The sequence below is a fragment of the Kitasatospora sp. NPDC058046 genome (assembly GCF_042885595.1).
GTDB lineage: Bacteria > Actinomycetota > Actinomycetes > Streptomycetales > Streptomycetaceae > Kitasatospora.
In genome coordinates this window covers 11,609-31,577 of sequence record NZ_JBHVRS010000046.1, presented here as the reverse complement: position 1 = coordinate 31,577, position 19,969 = coordinate 11,609, and the positions used below count along the sequence as shown (strand labels likewise).

The 19,969-nt window shown below is 74.3% G+C and carries 12 protein-coding genes and 1 pseudogene; 8 read left to right on the top strand and 5 right to left on the bottom strand.

Annotated elements, in window-relative coordinates:
- A pseudogene (locus tag ACFVU7_RS44170) lies at positions 1 to 2,137 on the top strand (hypothetical protein); the annotation flags it as partial.
- 65 nt (positions 2,138 to 2,202) lie between these two features.
- Entirely contained in the window at positions 2,203 to 3,147 is a 945-nt protein-coding gene (locus ACFVU7_RS44165; protein ID WP_074006407.1) for a bifunctional riboflavin kinase/FAD synthetase, read from the top strand.
- Positions 3,148 to 3,237: 90 nt separating this feature from the next.
- Here the strand turns inward: ACFVU7_RS44165 and ACFVU7_RS44160 are convergent, their stop codons facing one another.
- The 3 genes from ACFVU7_RS44160 to eccE form a co-directional block, all read right to left on the bottom strand.
- Positions 3,238 to 5,412: a MinD/ParA family protein gene (locus ACFVU7_RS44160; RefSeq protein ID WP_388052272.1), complete on the bottom strand. Its 2,175-nt coding sequence runs from the start codon at positions 5,410 to 5,412 to the stop codon at positions 3,238 to 3,240.
- A 134-nt stretch (positions 5,413 to 5,546) separates the two neighbouring features.
- Positions 5,547 to 6,314, bottom strand: coding sequence for a hypothetical protein (locus ACFVU7_RS44155; protein WP_049657368.1), 768 nt, complete (start codon positions 6,312 to 6,314; stop codon positions 5,547 to 5,549).
- A complete protein-coding gene (gene eccE / locus ACFVU7_RS44150; RefSeq protein ID WP_079272941.1) occupies positions 6,314 to 7,747 on the bottom strand; it encodes a type VII secretion protein EccE in 1,434 nt (477 codons plus the stop codon). The genes ACFVU7_RS44155 and eccE overlap by 1 nt, the downstream gene beginning before the upstream one ends.
- A 186-nt stretch (positions 7,748 to 7,933) precedes the next feature.
- On the opposite strand from eccE, the gene ACFVU7_RS44145 reads away from it, so the two are divergent.
- The 6 genes from ACFVU7_RS44145 to ACFVU7_RS44120 all read left to right on the top strand — a co-directional run bounded on the left by ACFVU7_RS44145 (position 7,934) and on the right by ACFVU7_RS44120 (position 13,827).
- Positions 7,934 to 9,616 (top strand): type VII secretion protein EccB, encoded by a 1,683-nt coding sequence (locus ACFVU7_RS44145; RefSeq protein WP_387976654.1) that lies wholly within the window; start codon positions 7,934 to 7,936, stop codon positions 9,614 to 9,616.
- A 185-nt stretch (positions 9,617 to 9,801) separates the two neighbouring features.
- Positions 9,802 to 10,107, top strand: coding sequence for a WXG100 family type VII secretion target (locus tag ACFVU7_RS44140; protein ID WP_063780319.1), 306 nt, complete (start codon positions 9,802 to 9,804; stop codon positions 10,105 to 10,107).
- A gap of 120 nt (positions 10,108 to 10,227) precedes the next feature.
- Positions 10,228 to 10,518, top strand: a complete 291-nt coding sequence (locus ACFVU7_RS44135; protein ID WP_049657362.1) for a WXG100 family type VII secretion target — start codon at positions 10,228 to 10,230, stop codon at positions 10,516 to 10,518.
- Positions 10,519 to 10,616: 98 nt separating this feature from the next.
- The gene (mycP, locus tag ACFVU7_RS44130; RefSeq protein ID WP_388052270.1) at positions 10,617 to 11,852 is read left to right on the top strand and encodes a type VII secretion-associated serine protease mycosin; all 1,236 of its coding nucleotides are present in this window, start codon (positions 10,617 to 10,619) and stop codon (positions 11,850 to 11,852) included.
- A gap of 122 nt (positions 11,853 to 11,974) precedes the next feature.
- Entirely contained in the window at positions 11,975 to 12,514 is a 540-nt protein-coding gene (locus ACFVU7_RS44125) for a SigE family RNA polymerase sigma factor (RefSeq protein ID WP_117487808.1), read from the top strand.
- Positions 12,515 to 12,579: 65 nt separating this feature from the next.
- Positions 12,580 to 13,827 carry a hypothetical protein gene (locus ACFVU7_RS44120; RefSeq protein ID WP_388052268.1) on the top strand — a complete coding sequence of 416 codons (1,248 nt, stop codon included), beginning with the start codon at positions 12,580 to 12,582 and terminating at the stop codon, positions 13,825 to 13,827.
- 69 nt (positions 13,828 to 13,896) lie between these two features.
- On the opposite strand, the gene ACFVU7_RS44115 is transcribed toward ACFVU7_RS44120, so the two are convergent.
- A complete protein-coding gene (locus ACFVU7_RS44115; protein WP_388052266.1) occupies positions 13,897 to 15,300 on the bottom strand; it encodes an APC family permease in 1,404 nt (467 codons plus the stop codon).
- Between the two features lie 468 nt (positions 15,301 to 15,768).
- The gene (gene eccCa, locus ACFVU7_RS44110; protein WP_074006411.1) at positions 15,769 to 19,713 is read right to left on the bottom strand and encodes a type VII secretion protein EccCa; all 3,945 of its coding nucleotides are present in this window, start codon (positions 19,711 to 19,713) and stop codon (positions 15,769 to 15,771) included.
- Positions 19,714 to 19,969: the final 256 nt, after the last annotated feature.

The window sequence follows — 19,969 nt, the reverse complement described above, 5'->3', positions numbered from 1 at the left end:
CACGGCCTCGATCTCGCCGGGCTCGATCCGGAAGCCGCGGATCTTCACCTGGTGGGGCGCGGTGCGGCCGGCCGGGCCGCGGCACCGGCGGGTGCGCCGGCTCGCGGCGGCGGTGGCCGGGCGGGTGCACGAGGCGGCCCGGCGGATGCTCGGCGGCCGGTCGGGCGGCGGGCTGGACCGGGCCGCCTTCGAGGAGCTGTTCCCGGTCGAGGGCGGCTGGGCCACGGCGGTGCTCGCCGAGGGCCTGTTCGTCCCGGCCGGGCCCGGGTTCCGCTTCGCGCACGGGGAGTTCGCGGACTGGCTGCAGGGCCGGCACCTGGACCTGGACGCGGCGCTGCGGCTGCTGCTCGGCGAGGCCGAGGACACCCCGCCGTGGCCCGCCGACGAGGCGGCGGAGCCCGTCGGCCACCCGGCGGCGGAGACGGCGGGGACGGCCGCCGGGGCGGACGCCGTCCCCCGGCACCGGATCGGCCCGGTCGCCGCCGCACTGCGCCGGGTGGCCGAGACCTGGGGCGCCGGCGCCCTGGACCCGTGGCTGCACCGGATCTGGCGCGCCCTGGACCTGCGCCCGCCGGGCAGCGAACCCGCCTGGTGGGCGGCCCGGTTGCTCGCCGAGGGCCTGGCCGCCGGCCCGGACCCGGCCGAACACCGGGCGCTGCTCGACCAGATGGCGGTCCGGATCGCCGAACGGGCGGGCGGGACGGGCGCGGTGGCGCTCCCGGTGGCCGGGCTCGGCCGTTTCGGGCCGGCCTTCTGGACCGGCCTCGGCCTGCCCGTCGAGGCCGAACTCGCCCTGCTGCGCGGCCTGGTGGCCGCCGACGGCCCCGGTCAGCGCTTCCTCGCCGTGGTGGCCCAGCGGCTGCGCGCCGACCCGGTCGGGGTGTTCCCGCTGCTCTGCGCCTGGTTCGAGGACCCGCGCGGCCTGCCGGGCCGCCCGGGGCGCACCGTCGCCGACCTCGCCCACGACCTGCTGTACGCCCACCGGCGGCTCGCCCTGGACGAGTTGGCCGACGCGCTGGCCGCCGCCGCGCACCCGCGGGCGGACGCGCTGCTCACCGTGCTCGCCGCCGAGGAGCCGTCCGCGCTCTGCCGCGCGGTGGACCGCTGGAGCCACGACCGGCGGCCCGAGCGGCACGTCGCGGCGGCCGTGCACGCGCTGCGGACCGCCCCGTACGCCTCCGGGGCCGGGGTCGAGCTGCTGCGGTACACCGCGCTGACCCTGCTCGCCCGCGAGGACGAGCCCGGTCTGCACGGGGCCGCGCTGGCGCTGCTGGTCGGCGATCCGGCGACCCGGGCCGAGCACCTGCCGGCCGCGCTCGCCCTGCTGCGGGCCGGCGGCGACGCCTTCCTCACCCCGCGGGCGCTCGCCCCGGCCCTGGAGAGCGACCCGGAACCCGTCCTGGCGGCCTTCGCCGAGTGCTCGGCCGCCCCCGGCGCGGCCCCCGCCGAGACGCTGCGGGTGCTCGCCGACGCCACCGCCCCGGCGGCCGTGCGGCGGGGCGCCGAGCTGGCCGCCGGGCTGCTGCGCGGGAACCCGGGGCTGGCCGGCCCGGTCGCCGTCGACTACCTCGGCCGCCGGCTGGCGCGCGCCGCCGCCGGCCCGGCCGACCGGCTGGAGCTGCGGGTGCTGATCGGCGCCGCGCTGGCGGCCCGCAGCGCGGCCGTCCGGCGGCCGTTCGCCGAGGTGCTGTCCCTCCCGGTGGCGGACCCGGCGGCGGACGCGCTGCGCTGCGAGCTGCTGGACACCCTGCTCGCCGCCGAGACCGACCCGGCGGTGCTGACCGTCGCCGTGGAGCGGCTCGCCGAGCACTGCGCGGCCGAGAACCCGGCCCGGGCCCGGGCGGTGCTGGCCCGGGCCGGCACCGGGCTGCCGGGCGCGGACGAGCTGCTGGTGCGCTGCGCCGGGCGGTCGGCGGCCTTCGCCCGGCTGCTCGCCCGGTGGCCGTCCGGTGCCGCGCCGACCGCCCCGGACGGCCCCCGGCTGGCCCGGATGCGGGCCCTGGCGGCGGCCGGACGGGACCCGCAGTACGCCGCCGCGGAGGCCGAGCGGGCCGTCTCCGGGCGGGCCGCGGGGCCCTCGGCGGGCTCAACCCGTATTCCGGTGCCTGAGCCGGGGCAGGCGCATGGCACGCTATAGGGGTTCGGGTTTTGAGCGTTTGAGCGTACAGAGGGTACGCGCCGTACGGAACAAGGAGCGGTCAGGTGCAGCGCTGGCGTGGCCTGGAGGAGATCCCCGGGGACTGGGGACGCAGCGTCGTCACCATCGGCTCGTTCGACGGGGTGCACCGAGGACATCAGCTGATCATCGGGCGGGCGGTCGAGCGGGCCCGCGAACTGGGCGTCCCGGCGGTCGTGGTGACCTTCGACCCGCACCCGCGCGAGGTCATCCGCCCGGGCAGCCACCCGCCGCTGCTCGCGCCGCACCCGCGCCGTGCCGAGCTGATCGCGGAGCTGGGCGTGGACGCGGTGCTGGTGCTGCCGTTCACCACCGAGTTCTCCCAGGAGTCCCCGGAGACCTTCGTCCGGCAGGTACTGGTGGACGCGCTGCACGCGCGGGTCGTCATCGAGGGCCCCAACTTCCGCTTCGGGCACCGGGCGGCCGGGAACGTCGAGCTGCTCGGCGAACTGGGCCGGGCGGACGACTTCGAGGTCGAGGTGGTCGACCTCCAGGTGTGCGGCACGGCCGGGGACGGCGAGCCGTTCTCCTCCAGCCTGACCCGCCGGCTGGTGGAGACCGGGGACATGGCCGGCGCCAACGAGGTGCTGGGCCGTCCGCACCGGGTGGAGGGCGTGGTGGTGCGCGGCGCGCAGCGCGGCCGCGACCTGGGCTACCCGACCGCCAACGTCGACACCGTGCCGCACAGCGCGATCCCGGCGGACGGCGTGTACGCGGGCTGGCTGACCGCCGACGGCGAGCGGATGCCGGCGGCGATCTCGGTCGGCACCAACCCGACCTTCGACGGCACCACCCGCACCGTGGAGGCGTACGCCATCGACCGGGTCGGCCTGGACCTGTACGGGCTGCACGTGGCCGTGGACTTCCTGGCCTACCTGCGCGGGATGGAGAAGTTCGACTCCATCGACGCGCTGCTGGACCGGATGGCCGACGACGTCAAGCGGGCCCGCGAGCTGACCGACGGCATCTGAGCGACGGCATCCGAGCGACGGCGTCCGAGGCGTCGCAGGACGACGGAAGGGGCCCACCGACCTGGTGTCGGTGGGCCCCTTCCGTCGCTGTCACTGCTGGGGCGGGGGCGGCGGGTAGCCGTAGCCCGGCCCCGGCTGCTGTGGCCAGGGCGCCCCGGGGGCGGGCTGCTGCGGGTAGCCGTACCCGGGCGGGGGCGGCGGGGCCTGGCCGGGCTGCGGGGCCCACGGCGCCCCGGGGGCGGGCTGGCCGGCCTGCTGCGGGTACGGCTGGGGCTGCTGCTGCGGGTCGGCGTACGGCTGGGGGCCGCCCGACTGCGGGTAGCCGGCCTGGGCCTGCTGCTGCCAGCCGGCCTGCTGGGCGGCGGCGGCCTGGTGGGCCCGGATGATGTCCTCGCCGACCAGGGTGGCCAGCTCGAAGTAGGCCTCCCGGACCTTGGGCCGCATCATGTCGAGGTTGACCTCGGCGCCGGCCGCCAGGCTCTCGTCGAACGGCACCACGATCACGCCGCGGCAGCGGGTCTGGAAGTGCGCGACGATGTCCTCGACCTTGATCATCTTGCTGGTCTCGCGCACCCCGGAGACCACCGTGATGCTGCGCTGGACCAGGTCCGCGTAGCCGTGCGCGGAGAGCCAGTCCAGGGTGGTCGAGGCGCTGGAGGCGCCGTCCACGCTGGGGGTGGAGACGATGATCAGCTGGTCGGCCAGGTCCAGCACCCCGCGCATCGCGCTGTACAGCAGGCCGGTGCCGGAGTCGGTCAGGATGATCGGGTACTGGCGGCCCAGCACGTCGATCACCTGGCGGTAGTCCGAGTCGTTGAAGGTGGTCGAGACCGCCGGGTCGACGTCGTTCGCCAGGATCTCCAGGCCCGAGTTCAGGTCCTGCGAGGTGAACTGACGGATGTCCATGTAGCTGCGCAGGTGCGGGATGGCCGTCACCAGGTCGCGGATGGTCGCGCCGGTCTGGCGCTTCACCCGGCGGCCCAGGGTGCCGGCGTCCGGGTTGGCGTCGATCGCGATCACCTTGTCCTGGCGCTCGCTGGCCAGGGTCGCGCCGAGCGCGGTGGTGGTCGTGGTCTTGCCGACGCCGCCCTTGAGGCTGATCACGGCGATCCGGTAGCAGCTCAGCACCGGGGTGCGGATGATCTCCAGCTTGCGGGCCTTCTCGGCCGCCGCGGCCTTGCCGCCGAACTGGAAGCGCGGCTGCTGGCGCTGCTGCTTGGGCTGGCTGCGCAGCAGCCGGTCCGAGGACAGCTCGACGGCGGCGGTGTAGCCCAGCGGCGCGCCGTGCGCGGTCTGCTGCGGGGCGGCGGCCTGCTGGAACGCGCTGGGCTGCGGGGCCTGCGGTTGCTGCTGCCACGGCTGGCCGGGCAGCGGCTGCCCCGGCAGCGGCGGGCCGGGCTGGGCCTGCGGGCCGGGCTGCGGCGGGACCGGCTGCTGGTACGCGGCGGGCTGCGGCCAGCCGCCCTGGCGCGGGTCCACCGGGCCGGGCTGGGGCACCGGGCCGGGGGGCTGCGGGGCGGCGGCGTGCTGGGGCGGCAGCGGCTGTGGCTGCTGCGGCTGCTGGACTTGCTGAGCCTGCTGGGCCGCCCACGCGGCCTGCGGGTCCCAGGAAGCCGATGGGTCCTGGGGGTGCTGCGGCGGGGCCTGCTGGACCGGCGGCTGCGCGAAGTTCTGCGGCTGCGCGGGCGCGACGGGCACGGGAGCAGGGGCGGGCGCCAGGTACGGCTGCGGCGCGGGCTGCTGCGCCGCGGCCTCCGGCGTCGGCCAGGCCGGGGCACCGGCCTGCGGCTGCTCGGCGACCGGCGGAGCCGGGGCGGCCGCCGGGAACGGGACGTGCTGCGCCTCGGCCTGCACCGGCGGGACCGGCGCGGCGGGCGTGGGCGTGGGCGTGGCAGCGGGCGTCGGGGCCGGGACGGCGGCCGGCGCGGCCTCCGCCGCCGGGGCGGCGGCCTGGCCGGGCACCGGAGCCTGGGCCTGCCGCTGCTCCGGAGCGGCCTGCTGCGCCGGGGCCTGCTGGGCCTGCGCCGGAGCGGCGGCGGCGGGCACCGGGGCGTCGGCCGAGGCCGGAGCCCCGGCAGCCGGAGCCGAAGCGGCCGGAGCCGAAGCGGCCGGAGCCGAAGCGGCCGGAGCCCCAGCGGCCGGAGCCGAAGCGGGCTCCGTCTGCACGTACCAGGACGGGGGAGTGTAGTCAGGCGCGTCCGACCAGTCGTCGTCGTCCTCCGCCGCGTTGTCGCCGACGTAGACGCCGTCCCGATCGCTGCTCACTTTTCTGGCTCCCTCGTGTTCGCCGCCGCTTGTTCAGCGGTGCCGTTGCCGCATCAAAGACTAGGCCGTACGGCAACCCCCGTTGAAGGCGGCTTCGGTTCCCCGACGGCCCGCCCGGTGCGGCGAGCCGCTGCTCAGTCCATCCGGCGCGGCCCGCCGAGCACCTGTTGTTCGGCCTGCCCGGCCACGGCCCGTACGTACTGGCGCCGCATCCGGGTCGCCCACAGGGTGAGGTCGTCGCCGAGGGTGGGCAGGGCGGCCACGTCCTCCGGGGGCAGCGAGAGCACCCGGCCGGTCAGTTCCGCCTCCTGCGGCGAGATCCGCTGCACGCCGACCAGGTCGGCCGCGTTCAGCACCCGGGAGGCGTTCGGGCCCAGGTAGGGCAGCAGGGTCAGGGTGGTCTGCCAGGGCGCGGCGGAGAGTCGGCTGCGCGGCGGGCGGGCGCCGAGGTCGCGCACCACCAGGACCGGCGAGGCCACCGAGGCGCCCTGCGGGCCGAGCCGGCCGACCTGGTGGACCGTCACGCAGGGCTGGCCGCCGCCGGCGGCCTGGGCCAGCGGGCCCCACAGCTGCCCGCGGGCGGTCTCCACCGCGACCCGGGCGCCGATCGCGGCCGCCCGCAGCGCGATGACCTGCGCGGTCCACATGCCGCCGACGAGCACCAGGTCGTACGAGGTCGGGCGGAACAGGCCGAGCACGGCGGGCAGTCCCTGCGGGTCGACGCCGATGACCACGCCGTCGTCGCCGACCGGGAAGGCCAGCGCCGCGAGGTCGGCCGCCTCCAGGACGTGCTTCTCCCGGCGCGGGCCGCGCAGTCCGAAACCGGGCAGGATCCGCGGCCTGGTCCGGCGCTGCTCGGCGCCGGGCTGCGGGCCGACGGTGGGATAGGTCTGGTAGGCCATCAGGAAGCCCCTCCGAGCGGCAGGGTGGCGAGCATGCCGGGGGCCTGCTCCAGGTCGAGCCGGACGAGGCCGAGCCCGGTGCTCTGGGCCCGGGTCTCCACCTGGCGGCCGACCTGGCCGACCTCGCTCTCGTTGCGCCCGGTCACCCGCAGGTGCCCGCTGACCGTCACCGAGCCGCCGGTGCCGTGCCCGGCGGTCAGGCTGAAGGTGCTGGCGAGGGCCGGCGAGCCGGTGATCAGGTTGACCAGGTCCGGCGCGGCGATCCGGCCGGGGGCGCCGCCGGGGCGGCTGAGCTGCGGCCAGCGGGAGATCCAGTACGTGGTGTGCCAGCGGTCGTCGATCCGCCAGAACCGGTTGCCCTCCTGGGTGCGGCGGGTGGTGCCGCCGCCGCTGCCGGTGCCCTGGCGGCCGGCCACCGCGATCGGGTTGGCGCAGGTGGCGATGGCCAGCGCGGCGATCAGCTCGCGCTCGTCCAGCACGGTCGCGTTGAACCCGGCGCTGTTGAGCCGGCCGGCCAGCTGGTCGGTGACCCGCTGCAGCGCCTTGCGGGCGCCCTCCTCGCCGCCGCCGCGGGCCCGGACGGCGGTCGCCGCGCGCTCCGGGTCGAGCTTGAGCGCGACCCAGGTCAGCCGCAGTCCGGGGGTGGAGGTGCCGTCCGGCAGCTCGCGGTAGGCGCGGGCGGCCAGCGACTGCTCGGGCAGGTGCTGGGCGGGGGCGGGCTGGGTGTGCTGGACCAGCTGCACCGACTCCAGGGTGATGTCGTCCACCGTGAGCGCCGAGCAGACCACGTCCAGCGGCAGCGGCAGCGCGGTGCGCACCGGGCGCAGCGGCTGGTCCTTGGCCTGGACGAGCAGGACCGAGGTGAGGAAGGTCCCGTCGCCGACCATGCCGGTCTCCCGGCGGACCGGGCGGCCGCCGAACTCGGCCTCGGTGGCGTGGGTGCAGGTGCGCAGCCCCGGTTCGAGCTCCAGCGCGGGCGCCAGCGCCGGGTCGGTGCCGGCCGGCGGCAGCAGCGTCCGGGCCTGCCTGCGGCGGGACTTGAGGGCGGCGCGGACCCGCAGCAGGTCCGGGACGGTGCGGCCGCGCACCGGGAGGAGGGCGAGTACGAGCAGCACCAGCGCGACGGCGCCGAAGCCGGCCGCGACCGTCCGGCTGATCGTCCAGCCGACGGCGACCAGGGCCGCCGCGACCTCGACCAGGACGAGCTGCTGGAGCTTCAACCGCCCGCCGAGCAGCCCCGGTCGGGGGTTGATCCGGACCTGGACGGCGCCGCCGCCCCCGGTGCCGGTCGGCTGCGGCCGGTCGGGCCCCGTCCCCGGTCCTGTCCCCGTCCCGGTCTCGGCCGTCGGCGTGCTGTGCTGCGCCCGGCCGGCCCGGCGCGCCCTCCCGCCGCCCGCACTGCGGCGGCGTCCTGGAGCGGTCTGGCTTGGCATCCCCCGGTGGCCCTCTCTGATCCGTTCTCGCGGCCCGGCTGGCTGTGTCGCGGACCGTACCCGTACCGTACTCACCGTCTGCTGCCGCATCGTAGAGGGTTCGCGCCGGTTCGTGCCCGGCGGGTGACCACGGGGCAGGTCGGTCTGACAACGCCCGACGACGTCTGACTAGGGGGACGACGAGGTATGGCATCGCGCCGGGACGAGCTGAACGCGTACACCTTCGCCCGCAAGCGCACGGTGGGCGCCTTCCTGCTGCCCGCCGGCGGCGGCAGCGACGAGGACGCGCCGCGTCCGGTGAAGGCGGTGCTGCCGAGTGTGCTGGCCGGGGCGGTGGTGGTGGCCGGCTTCGGGCTCTGGGGGGTCTTCAAGCCGAGTGCGCCGGTGAAGTGGGACGACGGCAAGAACATCATCCAGGGCAAGCAGTCGACGACCCGGTACGTGGTGCTCACCGACCAGGACAACAAGACCAAGCGGCTGCACCAGGTCCTCAACATGTCCTCGGCGCGGCTGGTGCTGCCCGCGGGCGCCAAGGTCGTGGTGGTGGACGACGGGGTGCTCGACCGCTACCCCAACCACGGGCCGACGATCGGCATCCCGTACGCGCCGGACAAGCTGCCGACCACGGACAACGCGAACAAGCCGATGAAGTGGGCGGTGTGCGACCGCCCGGGCTCGGACGACAAGCAGGAGACCGTCAACCAGGCGGTGTTCGTGGCGGCCGGGGCGGACGCGGCGGCGCTGGCGGCCAAGGACCGGATGCTCGGCCCGGACCAGCTGATGCTGGTGCAGCAGGCCGACGAGCAGCAGATCTCGGCCGCGCCGGCGGCGGGTCAGCCGGCCGCCTCGGGTGCGGCGGTGTTCCTGGTCGACGCGCAGGGCCGCAAGCACGAGATCGGCACCCCGCAGTCGGACGACAAGGAGCGCAAGGCGCTGATCACCGCGGTGTTCGGGCCCAACGCGGTGCCGCAGCGGGTCAAGCGGGACTGGCTGGACACCCTGGTGACCGCCACCCCGATCACCTTCCCGCAGGTCGAGGGCGTGGCCGACAGCCAGGGCGCCAACTCCAAGGTGGAGCTGGGCAACCAGGCCGACCGCCGGGTCGGCCGGCTGGTGCACTACCAGGACCGCCACTACGTGGTCGGCAAGGAGCAGCTGTTCCTGGTCACCCCGTTCCAGGCGGAGCTGATCCGGCAGAACCCGGCGTACCAGATGCTCTACAAGTACGACCAGGACAAGAAGCCGCGCAGCGACGAGATGATCCCGGCCGACAACGCCCAGTGGGGCGGCGACGTCGCGCTGAAGGGCACCGCGCCGGACTGGCCGCTGAAGACCGGTGCGCCGGTGAACAACTGGCAGGACCGCCAGGACGCCCGGATGGTCGTGTGCAGCACCTACGACGGTGTCGCCGCGGACGGGGCCACCGCCAAGCGCAGCGTCTGGGCCGGGACGACGTACCCCGCGCCGTACAACAACGGCGCCGGGGCCGCGTACGTGACCCCCGGTCACGGGCTGTTCTACCGCTCGCTGGACCACGCGGCGGCCGGCTCCGGGACCGACTTCCTGATCACCGAGACCGGGTTGCGCTACTCCGTCCCGTCCAACGGTGACGGCGGCCAGCGTCCCACGGCCTCGCCGCAGCCGGGCCAGAGCGCCCCGCCGAAGCAGCCGACGCCGCAGCCGACGGCCACGCCGGCCCCCGGGGCGCCGTCCCAGGAGCCCGGCCAGCAGGAGGAACCGGGCGGCAACCAGGCCCGGTTGGGCTACCAGGGGGTCCAGCCGCTGCCGGTGCCGAAGGAGTGGTCGAACCTGGTTCCGGCCGGTCCGCCGCTGACCGCGAAGAGCGCCGCCCAGCCGCAGAACGCCTGACCGGCCAAGCGCGGCAACCGAATTGGCCGCAGTGTCATGGTCTGGTAACTACTCTGTGCTCGGTGTTGGGCGAGCTGCGTGTGCCGACTACAGTGCTGCTGGACATCACACGGGTGATGGCACGGTGGGGCCCCTCGCGGGCCCTCCGTGCACGCAAAATGTTGTCTCATGGGGGACGGTGGAGCATGGCTCAGGGTCAGTTCACGATGACGGCGCAGGAGATGCTGGCGTTCGCCAAGCAGATCGAAGAGGCCATCGGCAAGATCGAGGCCGAGCGGACCAAGCTGATCAGCACGGTCTCCGGCATCACCGGCGGCTGGCAGGGCCAGGCCGCGAGCGCCTACACGACCCTGCAGAACCGGGTCAACGAGGACATCGCGAAGCTGAAGGAGTCGCTGACCGCGATCAAGCACGCGATCGAGCTGACCACCAAGCACTACGCGAGCACCGAAGAGGAGCAGAAGGCGATGTTCTCCTCGGCCCAGGGCTGATCACCGCTTCCGCGTTGATCGTCGCACCCGCGCCGACCGCCGTTCTGTCCCGATCCACCGCTCCGCGGAGCGCCCGCCACTGACCGCGTGGCGCTCCGCACCCTCGTCTAGGGAGACAACGTGTCCGACCACATTCTCGTCAACTTCGAGACCGTTCACCACGCGTCCGAGGAGGTCAAGGCCTCGGCGAGCCGCATCGACCACCTGCTGAACGACCTCAAGGGCAACGTCACCCGCATCGCCTCCAGCTGGCAGGGTGCGGCCCAGGAGGGCTACCAGGCCCACCAGGCCCAGTGGGACGCCCGCGCCGCCGACCTGCAGAAGACCTGCACGCAGATCGCGACCTCGCTGGACCAGGCCGCGCAGAGCTACCGGACGACCGAGGACGCCAACGCCAAGCTCTGGGGCTGACGTTCGGGTTCCGTAGGGAACAGCAGGGGGCGGGTACCCGGATTCCGGGCACCCGCCCCCGACGCGCGACACGGGTGGACGACATGAGGGGTGGCAGGGTGTCCCGACACGGGTACCGGAAGGCGGCCGCGGCGCTCGCCGCGCTCGCGGTGCTGGGCGGCCCGCTCGCCGCCCCGGCGTACGCCGAAGGTGGGCCCGGACTGGCCGCGGCCGGCGACTGCCCCAAGCCGGCGCCCGACGTGCCGACCGTGCCGTGGTCGCTGCAGCGCCTGCTGCTGGACGAGCTGTGGCAGGGCGGGAAGACCACCGGCGCGGGCGTGACGGTCGCGGTCATCGACACCGGGGTGGACGTCAACAACCCGCAGCTGAGCGGAAAGGTCGACGAGGGCCCCAACCTGCTGGTCAACCGCGAGACCAAGGAGGCGATCCCGGGCAAGTCCATCGAGGACCCGGTCGGCCACGGCACCAAGGTGGCCGGGATCATCGCGGCCGGCCCCAGGAAGGCCACCGGTTTCGTCGGGCTGGCCCCCGACGCCAGGATCTTCTCGATCCGGCAGAACGACAGCGACGGCAACGGCGACGTCTCCACCCTGGTCACGGCGATCAGGAAGGCGGCCGACCAGCCCGGCGTCAAGGTCATCAACATCTCCCAGGACGTGCGCGGCGCGGGCGACGCCCGCTTCGGCGGGTACCAGGAGCTGAAGGCCGCCGTCGACTACGCCGAGGCGAAGAACATCGTGGTGGTCGCCTCCACCGGGAACGACGGCAAGGAGGGCGACACCTACCCGGGCGCCTTCCCGACCGTGCTGGCCGTCGGCGCCTCCGACCGCAACAACGAGCGCGCGCCGTTCTCCCAGTACGGCGGCTTCGTGAAGGTCGCCGCGCCCGGTGTCGACATGCTGTCCACCGTGCCCGGGAGCGGCCAGTGCGTGGACAACGGCACCAGCTTCGCCGCCCCGTACGTCTCCGGGCTCGCCGCGCTGCTGTGGAGCGCCCACCCGAACTGGAAGGCGGCCCAGGTGCGGGCCTGGATCGAGCAGACCGCGCAGCGCACCCAGCGCGAGCCGGACAACTTCACCGGCTGGGGCGTGGTGGACCCGGTCAGGGCCGTCACCAAGGCCCCCGACGACGCGCCCTTCGCGCCCACCCCGGACGCCCCGGTGCAGCTCGCCGCCGCGCCGATCGTGCCGCGCCCGGTGGGCCTCGGCGAGACCCAGGCCGACCGGGACGGCCGTACCGCGACGTACGTCCTCGGCGTCGGCGCGCTGCTGGTCGCCCTACTGATCGGCGGCGGCACGGTGCTGCGCGACCACCGGCGCAAGTCCGCCGACTGACCTCCGACCCCCGCCCGACCGGGCCGGCGCGTCGAAGAACCGCCGGAACCCCCTGTAACACCGCAGCCCGCCCGCCGCATCGATGAAGTGTCAGGGACGGCGGACCGCGGGGGGCAGGGCGCATGGGGTGGATCGGGGCGGGCCGGGAGGCCAAGGACGCGGAGTTCCTGGAACTCGTCTCCGGCCGGACCGGCCACCTGTACCGCTCGGCGTGCCTGCTCACCAGCGGCGACACCCACTACGCCGAGGACCTCGTGCAGGAGGCCCTCAGCCGGATGTACGTGCTGTGGCGGCGCAGCGCCTTCACCGGCCGCGGCCGGATCGACAACCCGGCGGCCTACACCCACACCGTGATGGTGCGCACCTTCCTCGCCCAGCAGCGCCGCCGCTCCAGCGGCGAGCGCCCCAGCGACGCCCTGCCGGAGCCGGAGGGGCAGGACGCCGACCGCACGCTGCGGCTGACCCTCCTCGACGCGCTCGGCCGGATGCCGCCCAAGGACCGCGCGGTCCTGGTGCTGCGCTACTGGGAGGACCGCAGCGTCGAGGAGACCGCCGAGGCCATGCGGGTCTCCTCCGGGGCCGTCCGTACCCGCACCACCCGGGCCCTGGCCCGGCTGCGCGCCCTGCTCGGCGACTCGCTGGCCGAGCTCGCCGCCCGCTGAGGCCGGCCGCCGACCGCCCGGTACCTCTCATCACCACCCGCGACGCAAGGAGACGGTGAACACCCATGTCCGAACCGGACAAGTTCGAGGACGATCTTCTCTATGCCCTCACCCGTACGGGCGAAGGCTTCCGCCCCGGCCGGGCCGACCTGGCCGCGGGCGGCTACCGGCGCGGCCGCGGCCGCTGGCGCCGCCGCTCGACCGCCGCCGTGGTGGGCGGGGCGGCCGCGCTGGCCCTGGTGGGCACCGGCGCGGTGTACCTGGGCTTCCCGGGGGCGAAGGACGCGGGCACGGTGAGTGCGGCCTCCGCCCCGGCGGCCACCGCCGGCGGCGACGGCGCCACCGCCTCGGCCACCCCGACCTCGGTGAAGTCCTCCGCCCCGGTGGTGATCACCGGGGACGAGGTGGTCGCCACCTTCCAGGCCCTGCTGCCCAAGGGCCAGGTGTCCGACGCGAAGGGGCACGGAACCGACGAGAACAAGGGGATGTACGCGGACGCCAACCTGGTGTTCGACGACGGCCAGGGCCGGTCGCTGATGGGCCTCAGCATCCAGAAGCACCGCCCCAAGGACGTCCAGCCGCAGACCTGCCCGACGGACCTCAAGCTCGCCTCGCTGGACTCCTGCGCCGTCACCGTGCTGCCGGACGGGTCGAAGCTCATGCTCACCCAGGGCTACGAGTACCCGGACCACCGGGCCACCACCAAGGAGTGGCGCGCCTCGGTGGCCCGTCCGGACGGCGGGCTGATCGGCCTCAGCGAGTGGAACTCGCCCCAGGAGAAGGACGCGCCGGACAGCCGGCCCAACCCGCCGCTCACGCCGGACCAGCTGAAGGCCGTCGTCACGGACCCGTCCTGGAACCGGGTCGTCGCGGCCCTCAGGTTCGACGGCGTCGACACCGAGGCGATCGACCCGGGCCTGTCGCTGCAGGACCGCGAGTCCGTCCTGACCGGGCTGCTGCCCGCGGGGGTGACGGTGACCGACCGCAGGAGCCGGGACCTGCGGGCGGACTTCGAGCTGGCCGGGGGCGGGCGGACCGGGACCCTGACGCTGACGGTCGAGAACTGGGCGAAGGCCCCCGACGACCGGCCGGGGCCGGAGGCGTACCAGGGCGCGGAGACCCTGCCGGACGGGACGAGGCTCCTGGCGCGCGGCGCGGCGGCCAAGGTCCCGAAGGGGGTGCAGGTCGTGGACGCGATGCGGCCGGACGGCGTGGAGGTCCTGGTCACGCTGGTGTCGAAGGGCGATCCGCTGCTGACCGAGGCGCAGCTGCGGGCGGTCGCCACCAGCCCGCAGTGGACGCCGAAGAAGTAGCGCGGGAGACGGCGGTGCCCCGGGCCTGGGGGAGGCCCGGGGCACCGCCGTGTGGGGGAGGGGTGGGGGTCAGTCCTGCTGGTCCTCGGGGAGGCTGATCACCCAGCGGGTGTCCTGCCGGGGGCGCAGGTAGAACAGCCAGTAGAGGGTGGCGGCGGCGGTGATGCCGCCGGTCCACAGCAGGGGCTCGGTGTCCAGCTTGGTCATCACGTAGACCAGGACGGCGATCAGCACGACCGGGACGGCCGGCCACAGCGGCATCCGCCAGGCGGCGGCGTGCTTGTGGTGGCCGCGGCGGGAGAGCAGCGCGGCGATCGCGACCAGCAGGTACATCCCGGTGACGGCGACGCCGGTGATGTTGCTCAGCAGCTCGCCCTTGACGAAGCAGAGCGCGGCGCCGGGCAGGCCGACCGCCAGGGTGGCGATCCACGGCGAGCCGAACCGGCCGAGGGTGCCGAAGGCCTTGTTGACCGGCTCCGGCCAGGCCTTGTCGCGGGCGGAGGCGAACAGCACCCGGGAGTTCTGGATGACCATGACGATGCCGGCGTTGATGATGGCCAGCGCGACGCAGAGGCTGATGAAGGTGCCGACCGCGGAGTTGCTCCAGGCGGTGACCATGCCGGAGATGTCGCCGGAGGCCAGGGTCTGCAGGTCGGGGGCGCCCACGGTGATCGCGACGACCGGGACCAGGATGATCGCGGAGGAGATGCCGAGCGTCCACAGCACGGTGCGCGAGACGTTGCGGCGCGGGTTCTCCAGCTCCTCGGACAGGTAGACGGCGGTGGAGAAGCCCTGGGTGATGAACAGGGCGATGCCGAGCGCGCCGACGATGGCGCCGACGCTCACCGTGGTGGTGGCGCCGCCGTCCCCGGTGACCACGCCGTGCAGCAGGCTGGGGGCGTCGCTGTTGGTGTGGGCGAAGCCGAGCACCGAGACCACGCCGGCCGCGATGACCTCCAGGACCAGGAAGACGCCGGTGATCCAGGCGTTGGCGCGCAGGTCGAGCAGGCCGGCCAGGGTGGCGGCCAGCATCACGGCGGCGCCGGTCATGGCCTTGTCGAGGTGCAGGACGGGCGCGAGGTAGTCGGCGGTGCCGAGGGCGATGACCGAGGGGACGATCATCACCACGATCAGGGAGAGCACGAAGACCAGCCAGCCCATCAGCCGCCCGGCCAGGGTGCCGACCATCGCGTACTCGCCGCCGGCGCTGGGGATCAGGGTGCCGAGTTCGGAGTAGCAGAACGCGACCGCGACGCAGAGCACGGTGCCGATCGCGATGGCCAGCGCGGTGGCGCTGCCGATGCTGGAGAACAGCTCCGGCACGATCACGAAGAGCGTCGAGGCGGGGGTGACGCAGGACAGCGTGAGCAGGGTGCCGCCCACGACGCCGATCGAGCGCTTGAGCTGCTGGGGCGCTGCCGCCTCGGCCGCGGGGGCGGCTACGGTCTGTGGCGGGCGAAGCGTGTCGGTCATGTGGCTTCCGATCGGCTCTGTGCGGTGCTGGGGTGGGAGCGGTATCGCCTCCGCTGGCTGGTTGCTCGGTGTCCGGTTCCAGGCGCTCCCTGGCCGCCATGGAACCTTGGGCGTATTGATCGCGTCAACGCCGGAACTGCTTCGGAATCCGTTGCGGTGAACGGCATAGACATACGATCCGATGATCACGTTCGGTCATTGCCAGCTTTGTCCGACTTGTTACTTTGGCCACATGGCAATTGAATCGAAGGTGAACAAAGAGGGCGGGCCGCGATTCCAAGGTCGTACTTCGAGTGAGCGGTGATACGCCCAGGTGCCCCTGAGGCGCCCGGCAACTCCCCGGCGGGGTACGGGAACCGCAGCCCCCGCCCGGAAAGATCTAGGTAACGTTTCGGAACCCGGGACGCCGAAGGGGCCGGACTCCACGAGTCCGACCCCTTCGCTCACCGTCCGTGACGGCCGGCGCGGCTACGCCACCGGCAGCCAGCCCGTCTGGACCATCTGCCCGCTGGTCACGCGGCGTGACACGAAGACGGCGCGGCCCGGCGGCAGCGCCTGCGGCTTGACCGTCCCCAGCAGCGCGCCCTCGTCCCGGTTGCCGGAGAGGATCACGCCCTGGCCGCCGAGCTCGCGCATCCGCTGCAGCACCGGCTCGTACAGCGAGCGGCCGGCGCCGCCCGCGCTGCGGGCCACGATCACCCGCAGGCCGATGTCGCGGGCGAACGGCAGGAACTCGGCCAGCGGGGCCAGCGGGTTGCCCGAGCTCGTCGCGACCAGCTCGTAGTCGTCGACGATCACGAACATGTCCTTGCCGCTGTACCAGCTGCGGTTGCGCAGCTGCTCGGCGGTCACGTCCGGGCCCGGCAGGCGGCGCGAGCAGGCGCCGCGCAGCATGTCCACGATGGCCGCCATGGCCGGCTGCGCGGCCGCGTACTCCACCAGGTACTCCGGCGGCACGGTGCCGAGCAGCGCGCGCCGGTAGTCGCCGACCACGATGCCGGCCTGGTCCGGGGTGTACCGCTCGGTGATCTGCTTGATCAGCATCCGCAGCACCGCCGACTTCCCGGACTCGGTGTCGCCGAAGACGATGAACAGCGGGTCGGTCTCGAAGTTGACGAAGACCGGTGCCAGCTCCGCCTCGTCCACGCCGAAGGCGACGCCGCGCTCCGGGTGCTCGAAGCCCTTCGGCAGCGCGTGGCCGTCCAGGACGGCCGGCAGCATCCGCACCTGCGGGGCGCGCGGGCCGGTCCAGGCCCCGTCGACGGCGGCGACCAGCCCGGCCACGCCGTTCTGGAGGTCCTCCACCGAGGAGGAGCCGTCCAGCCGGGGCAGGCCGGACAGGAAGTGCAGCCGCTCCGGGGTGATGCCGCGCCCGGCCAGCGACGGGACGTTCTGCGCCACCCGGCGGTCGACCTCGGACTCCATCGCGTCACCGAGCTTCAGCTCGGTCCGGTTCTGCAGCAGGTCCTTCAGGGCCGGGCGCACCTCGGCGTACCGGGCCGCGGTGATCACCAGGTGCACGCCGTAGCCGAGGCCGCGCTGGGCGATGTCGCCGATCACCGGCTCCAGGCCCTCGAACTCCTGCTTGAAGGTGTTCCAGCCGTCGATCACCAGGAAGACGTCGCCGAAGGCCTCGTCCGGCAGCTGGCCGGCCGCCCGGCGGGCCCGGTAGGTGGCGATGGTGTCGATCCCGGCGGCCCGGAACAGCTCCTCGCGCCGGTTGAGCACCCCGTGCACCTCGGAGACCATCCGGCGCACCTTGTCCACGTCCAGGCGCCCGGCCACCCCGCCGACGTGCGGCAGCCCGCCCAGCGACTGGAAGCTGCCCGCGCCGAAGTCGAGCAGGTAGAACTGCACCTCCAGCGGGGTGTGGGTGAGGCCGAACGAGGCCACCATGGTGCGCACCACGGTCGACTTGCCGGAGCGCGGGCCGCCCACGATCAGACCGTGGCCGGCCGCCCCCGCGTAGTCGACCTCCAGGATGTCCGTCTTCTGCTCGCGCGGCCGGTCGACGATGCCGATCGGCGCCCGCAGCCGGCCCGCCGGGTAGCCGGGCGCGGTCAGCCCGCGCTCCGGCACGACCTGCAGGGGCGGCAGCAGGTGGTCCATGCTCGGCGCCTCCTCCAGCGGCGGCAGCCACACCTGGTGCGCGGCCGGGCCCTGGCCGGCCATCCGCTGGACGAAGACGTCCAGGACGGTGTCCACCAGCGCGTCGTCCTGCTCCGGGGCCTGCGGGACGACCTCCACCTCCACCGGGTCCGGGAGGTCCACGAAGGCGGCGGTGAACTCCACCGGGCGGGTGTCGACCCGCCGCCCGCCGGTCGACCGCTGCTGCCCCGGCGCCCGGTACGGCCCCGAGACGTAGGCGGCCTTGAACCGGTCCATCACGTCCTCGCCGAACTTCAGGTAGCCGACACCCGGCACCGGCGGCAGGTGGTACGCGTCCGGCACGCCGATCGCCGCCCGGGACTCCGCGGCCGAGAAGGTGCGCAGACCGATCCGGTACGACAGGTAGGTGTCCAGGCCGCGCAGCTTGCCCTCCTCCAGGCGCTGCGAGGCCAGCAGCAGGTGCACGCCCAGCGAGCGGCCGATCCGGCCGATCTGGATGAACATCTCGATGAAGTCGGGCTTGGCGCTGAGGAGTTCGGAGAACTCGTCGATGATCAGCACCAGCGAGGGCAGCGGGTCCAGCGCCGCGCCGGCCGCCCGGGCCCGCTCGTACTCGTGGATGTTGGCGTAGTTGCCCGCCGAGCGCAGCAGCTCCTGGCGGCGGTGCAGCTCGCCCTCGATCGCGTCGCGCATGCGGTCGACCAGGGTGAGCTCGCCCTCCAGGTTGGTGATCACCGCGGAGGTGTGCGGCATGTCCGCCATGCCGGAGAAGGTCGCACCGCCCTTGAAGTCGGCGAGGACGAAGTTCAGGATCTCCGAGGAGTGGGTCATCGCCAGCGCCAGCACCAGCGTGCGCAGCAGCTCCGACTTGCCGGAGCCGGTCGCGCCGACGCACAGGCCGTGCGGGCCCATGCCCTCCAGCGCGGCCTCCTTGATGTCCAGGTAGACGTGCTCGCCGTTGGCGCCGACGCCGATCGGCACCCGCATCCGCTCGTGCTGGGCGCGCGGGCGCCAGCTGCGGGCCACGTCGAAGGAGCCCGGGTCGCCCGAGCTCATCATGTCGGTGAAGTCGAGGTTGGACAGCAGCGGCTCGTCGTCCCCGCCGGCCGAGATCCGGTACGGCGCCAACTGCCGCGCCAGCGCCTCGGACTGCCACACCGAGAGCAGGTCCGGCTTGCCGGTGTACGTCGCGCCGGAGGCCGAGCGCAGCACCAGCTCCTCGGCGTTGACCGTCACCATCAGGTGCCCGCTGGGCTCGTCGACCTCGCCCGGCACCACCTCGATGACCGTCACGCCCTGCACGCCCTCCGGGCTCGCCAGCAGCGAGTCGTGCGGCACCCCGGCGCCGTCCATGACGACCACCAGGTGCGGCTGGTCGGCCGGCGGGGCCACCTCCCGCACGAAGCGCTGGCGGCCGGCCAGCTCGTCCTGGAGCAGGTACTCCAGGTCGCCCAGGTCGGCGGCGAACAGCCGGCGCGAGCCCGCGCCGTCGGCCTCCTTGCGGTGCTGGTTGTGCGGGAGCCACTTGGTCCACTCCCACTCCTCGGCCGCACCGGGCGCGGCCGCGACCGCCACCATCAGGTCGTCCGGCGAGTGCAGGGTGGTCAGTTGGGCGATCATCGCGCGCACGTTCCCGTACACCGAGTCCGGGTCCCCGCACACCGTGATGTGGTAGAAGGCCCGCAGCGAGACCGCCAGCGGCAGGTCCTGGAGGGTGCCGTGCGCCTTCAGGAAGGAGTGCATCGCGGCCGCCGACAGCGGCTCCAGCTCGTCCATCGGCGCGGTCTGCGGCGCCACCAGCGGCGTGGACAGCTGCACCGGCCCGAGGCCCACCCGGATCTGCGCGAAGTCGCCGTCCCCGGTGCGCCGTTCCCACAGCCGGCGGCCGTCCTCGACGATCGACCAGAGCTGGTCCGGGGCCGGGTTCAGGAACAGCAGCGCGCCGCGCTGGCGCTCCGCCGTGCGGCGCACCTGGCGGCGGGTCTGCTGGAGGTACTTCAGGTAGTCGCGCCGCTCGTCCGCCATCGCGGTCGAGCCGCCCTTGCGGGCCCGGACGATCTGCGCCAGCACCATGCCGACCGTCGAGGCGATCATCAGACCGCCCATGATCTTCATGGGTGCGGCGGCCCCCGGCGAGAAGAAGAACACCGCCGATCCGCCCATGCCCAGCATCGGCAGGATGCTCATCAGCCAGTCCTCGCCGCCCTGCCGGGGCAGTTCGGGCGGGCTCACCAGCTCCACCGGTTCGTCCGGCACGGTGGGCGGATACGCCCTGGCCGGTCGCTTGACCGTGATCACACCCATGTGTCATCCACCCCGCGGCGTCGATCGATCACTTCGGCATCAGCCCTCACGTGACTTGCGCACGCTCCGTACGGGAATCCGGTGACTGGGGACGCCCCACCCAGCGCAGCCCCCGTACCTCTGCGCAGGCGCCGATCCTAACGGTCGCCCCCGCACCGCCCGCCAGGGCCCGGTACGCACCGGCACCGGACACGAACCGAACGGGTAGGGTAACGCCGCGCCAACTCGCGGCCCGGTCGGGCCGGTTCCACAGCAA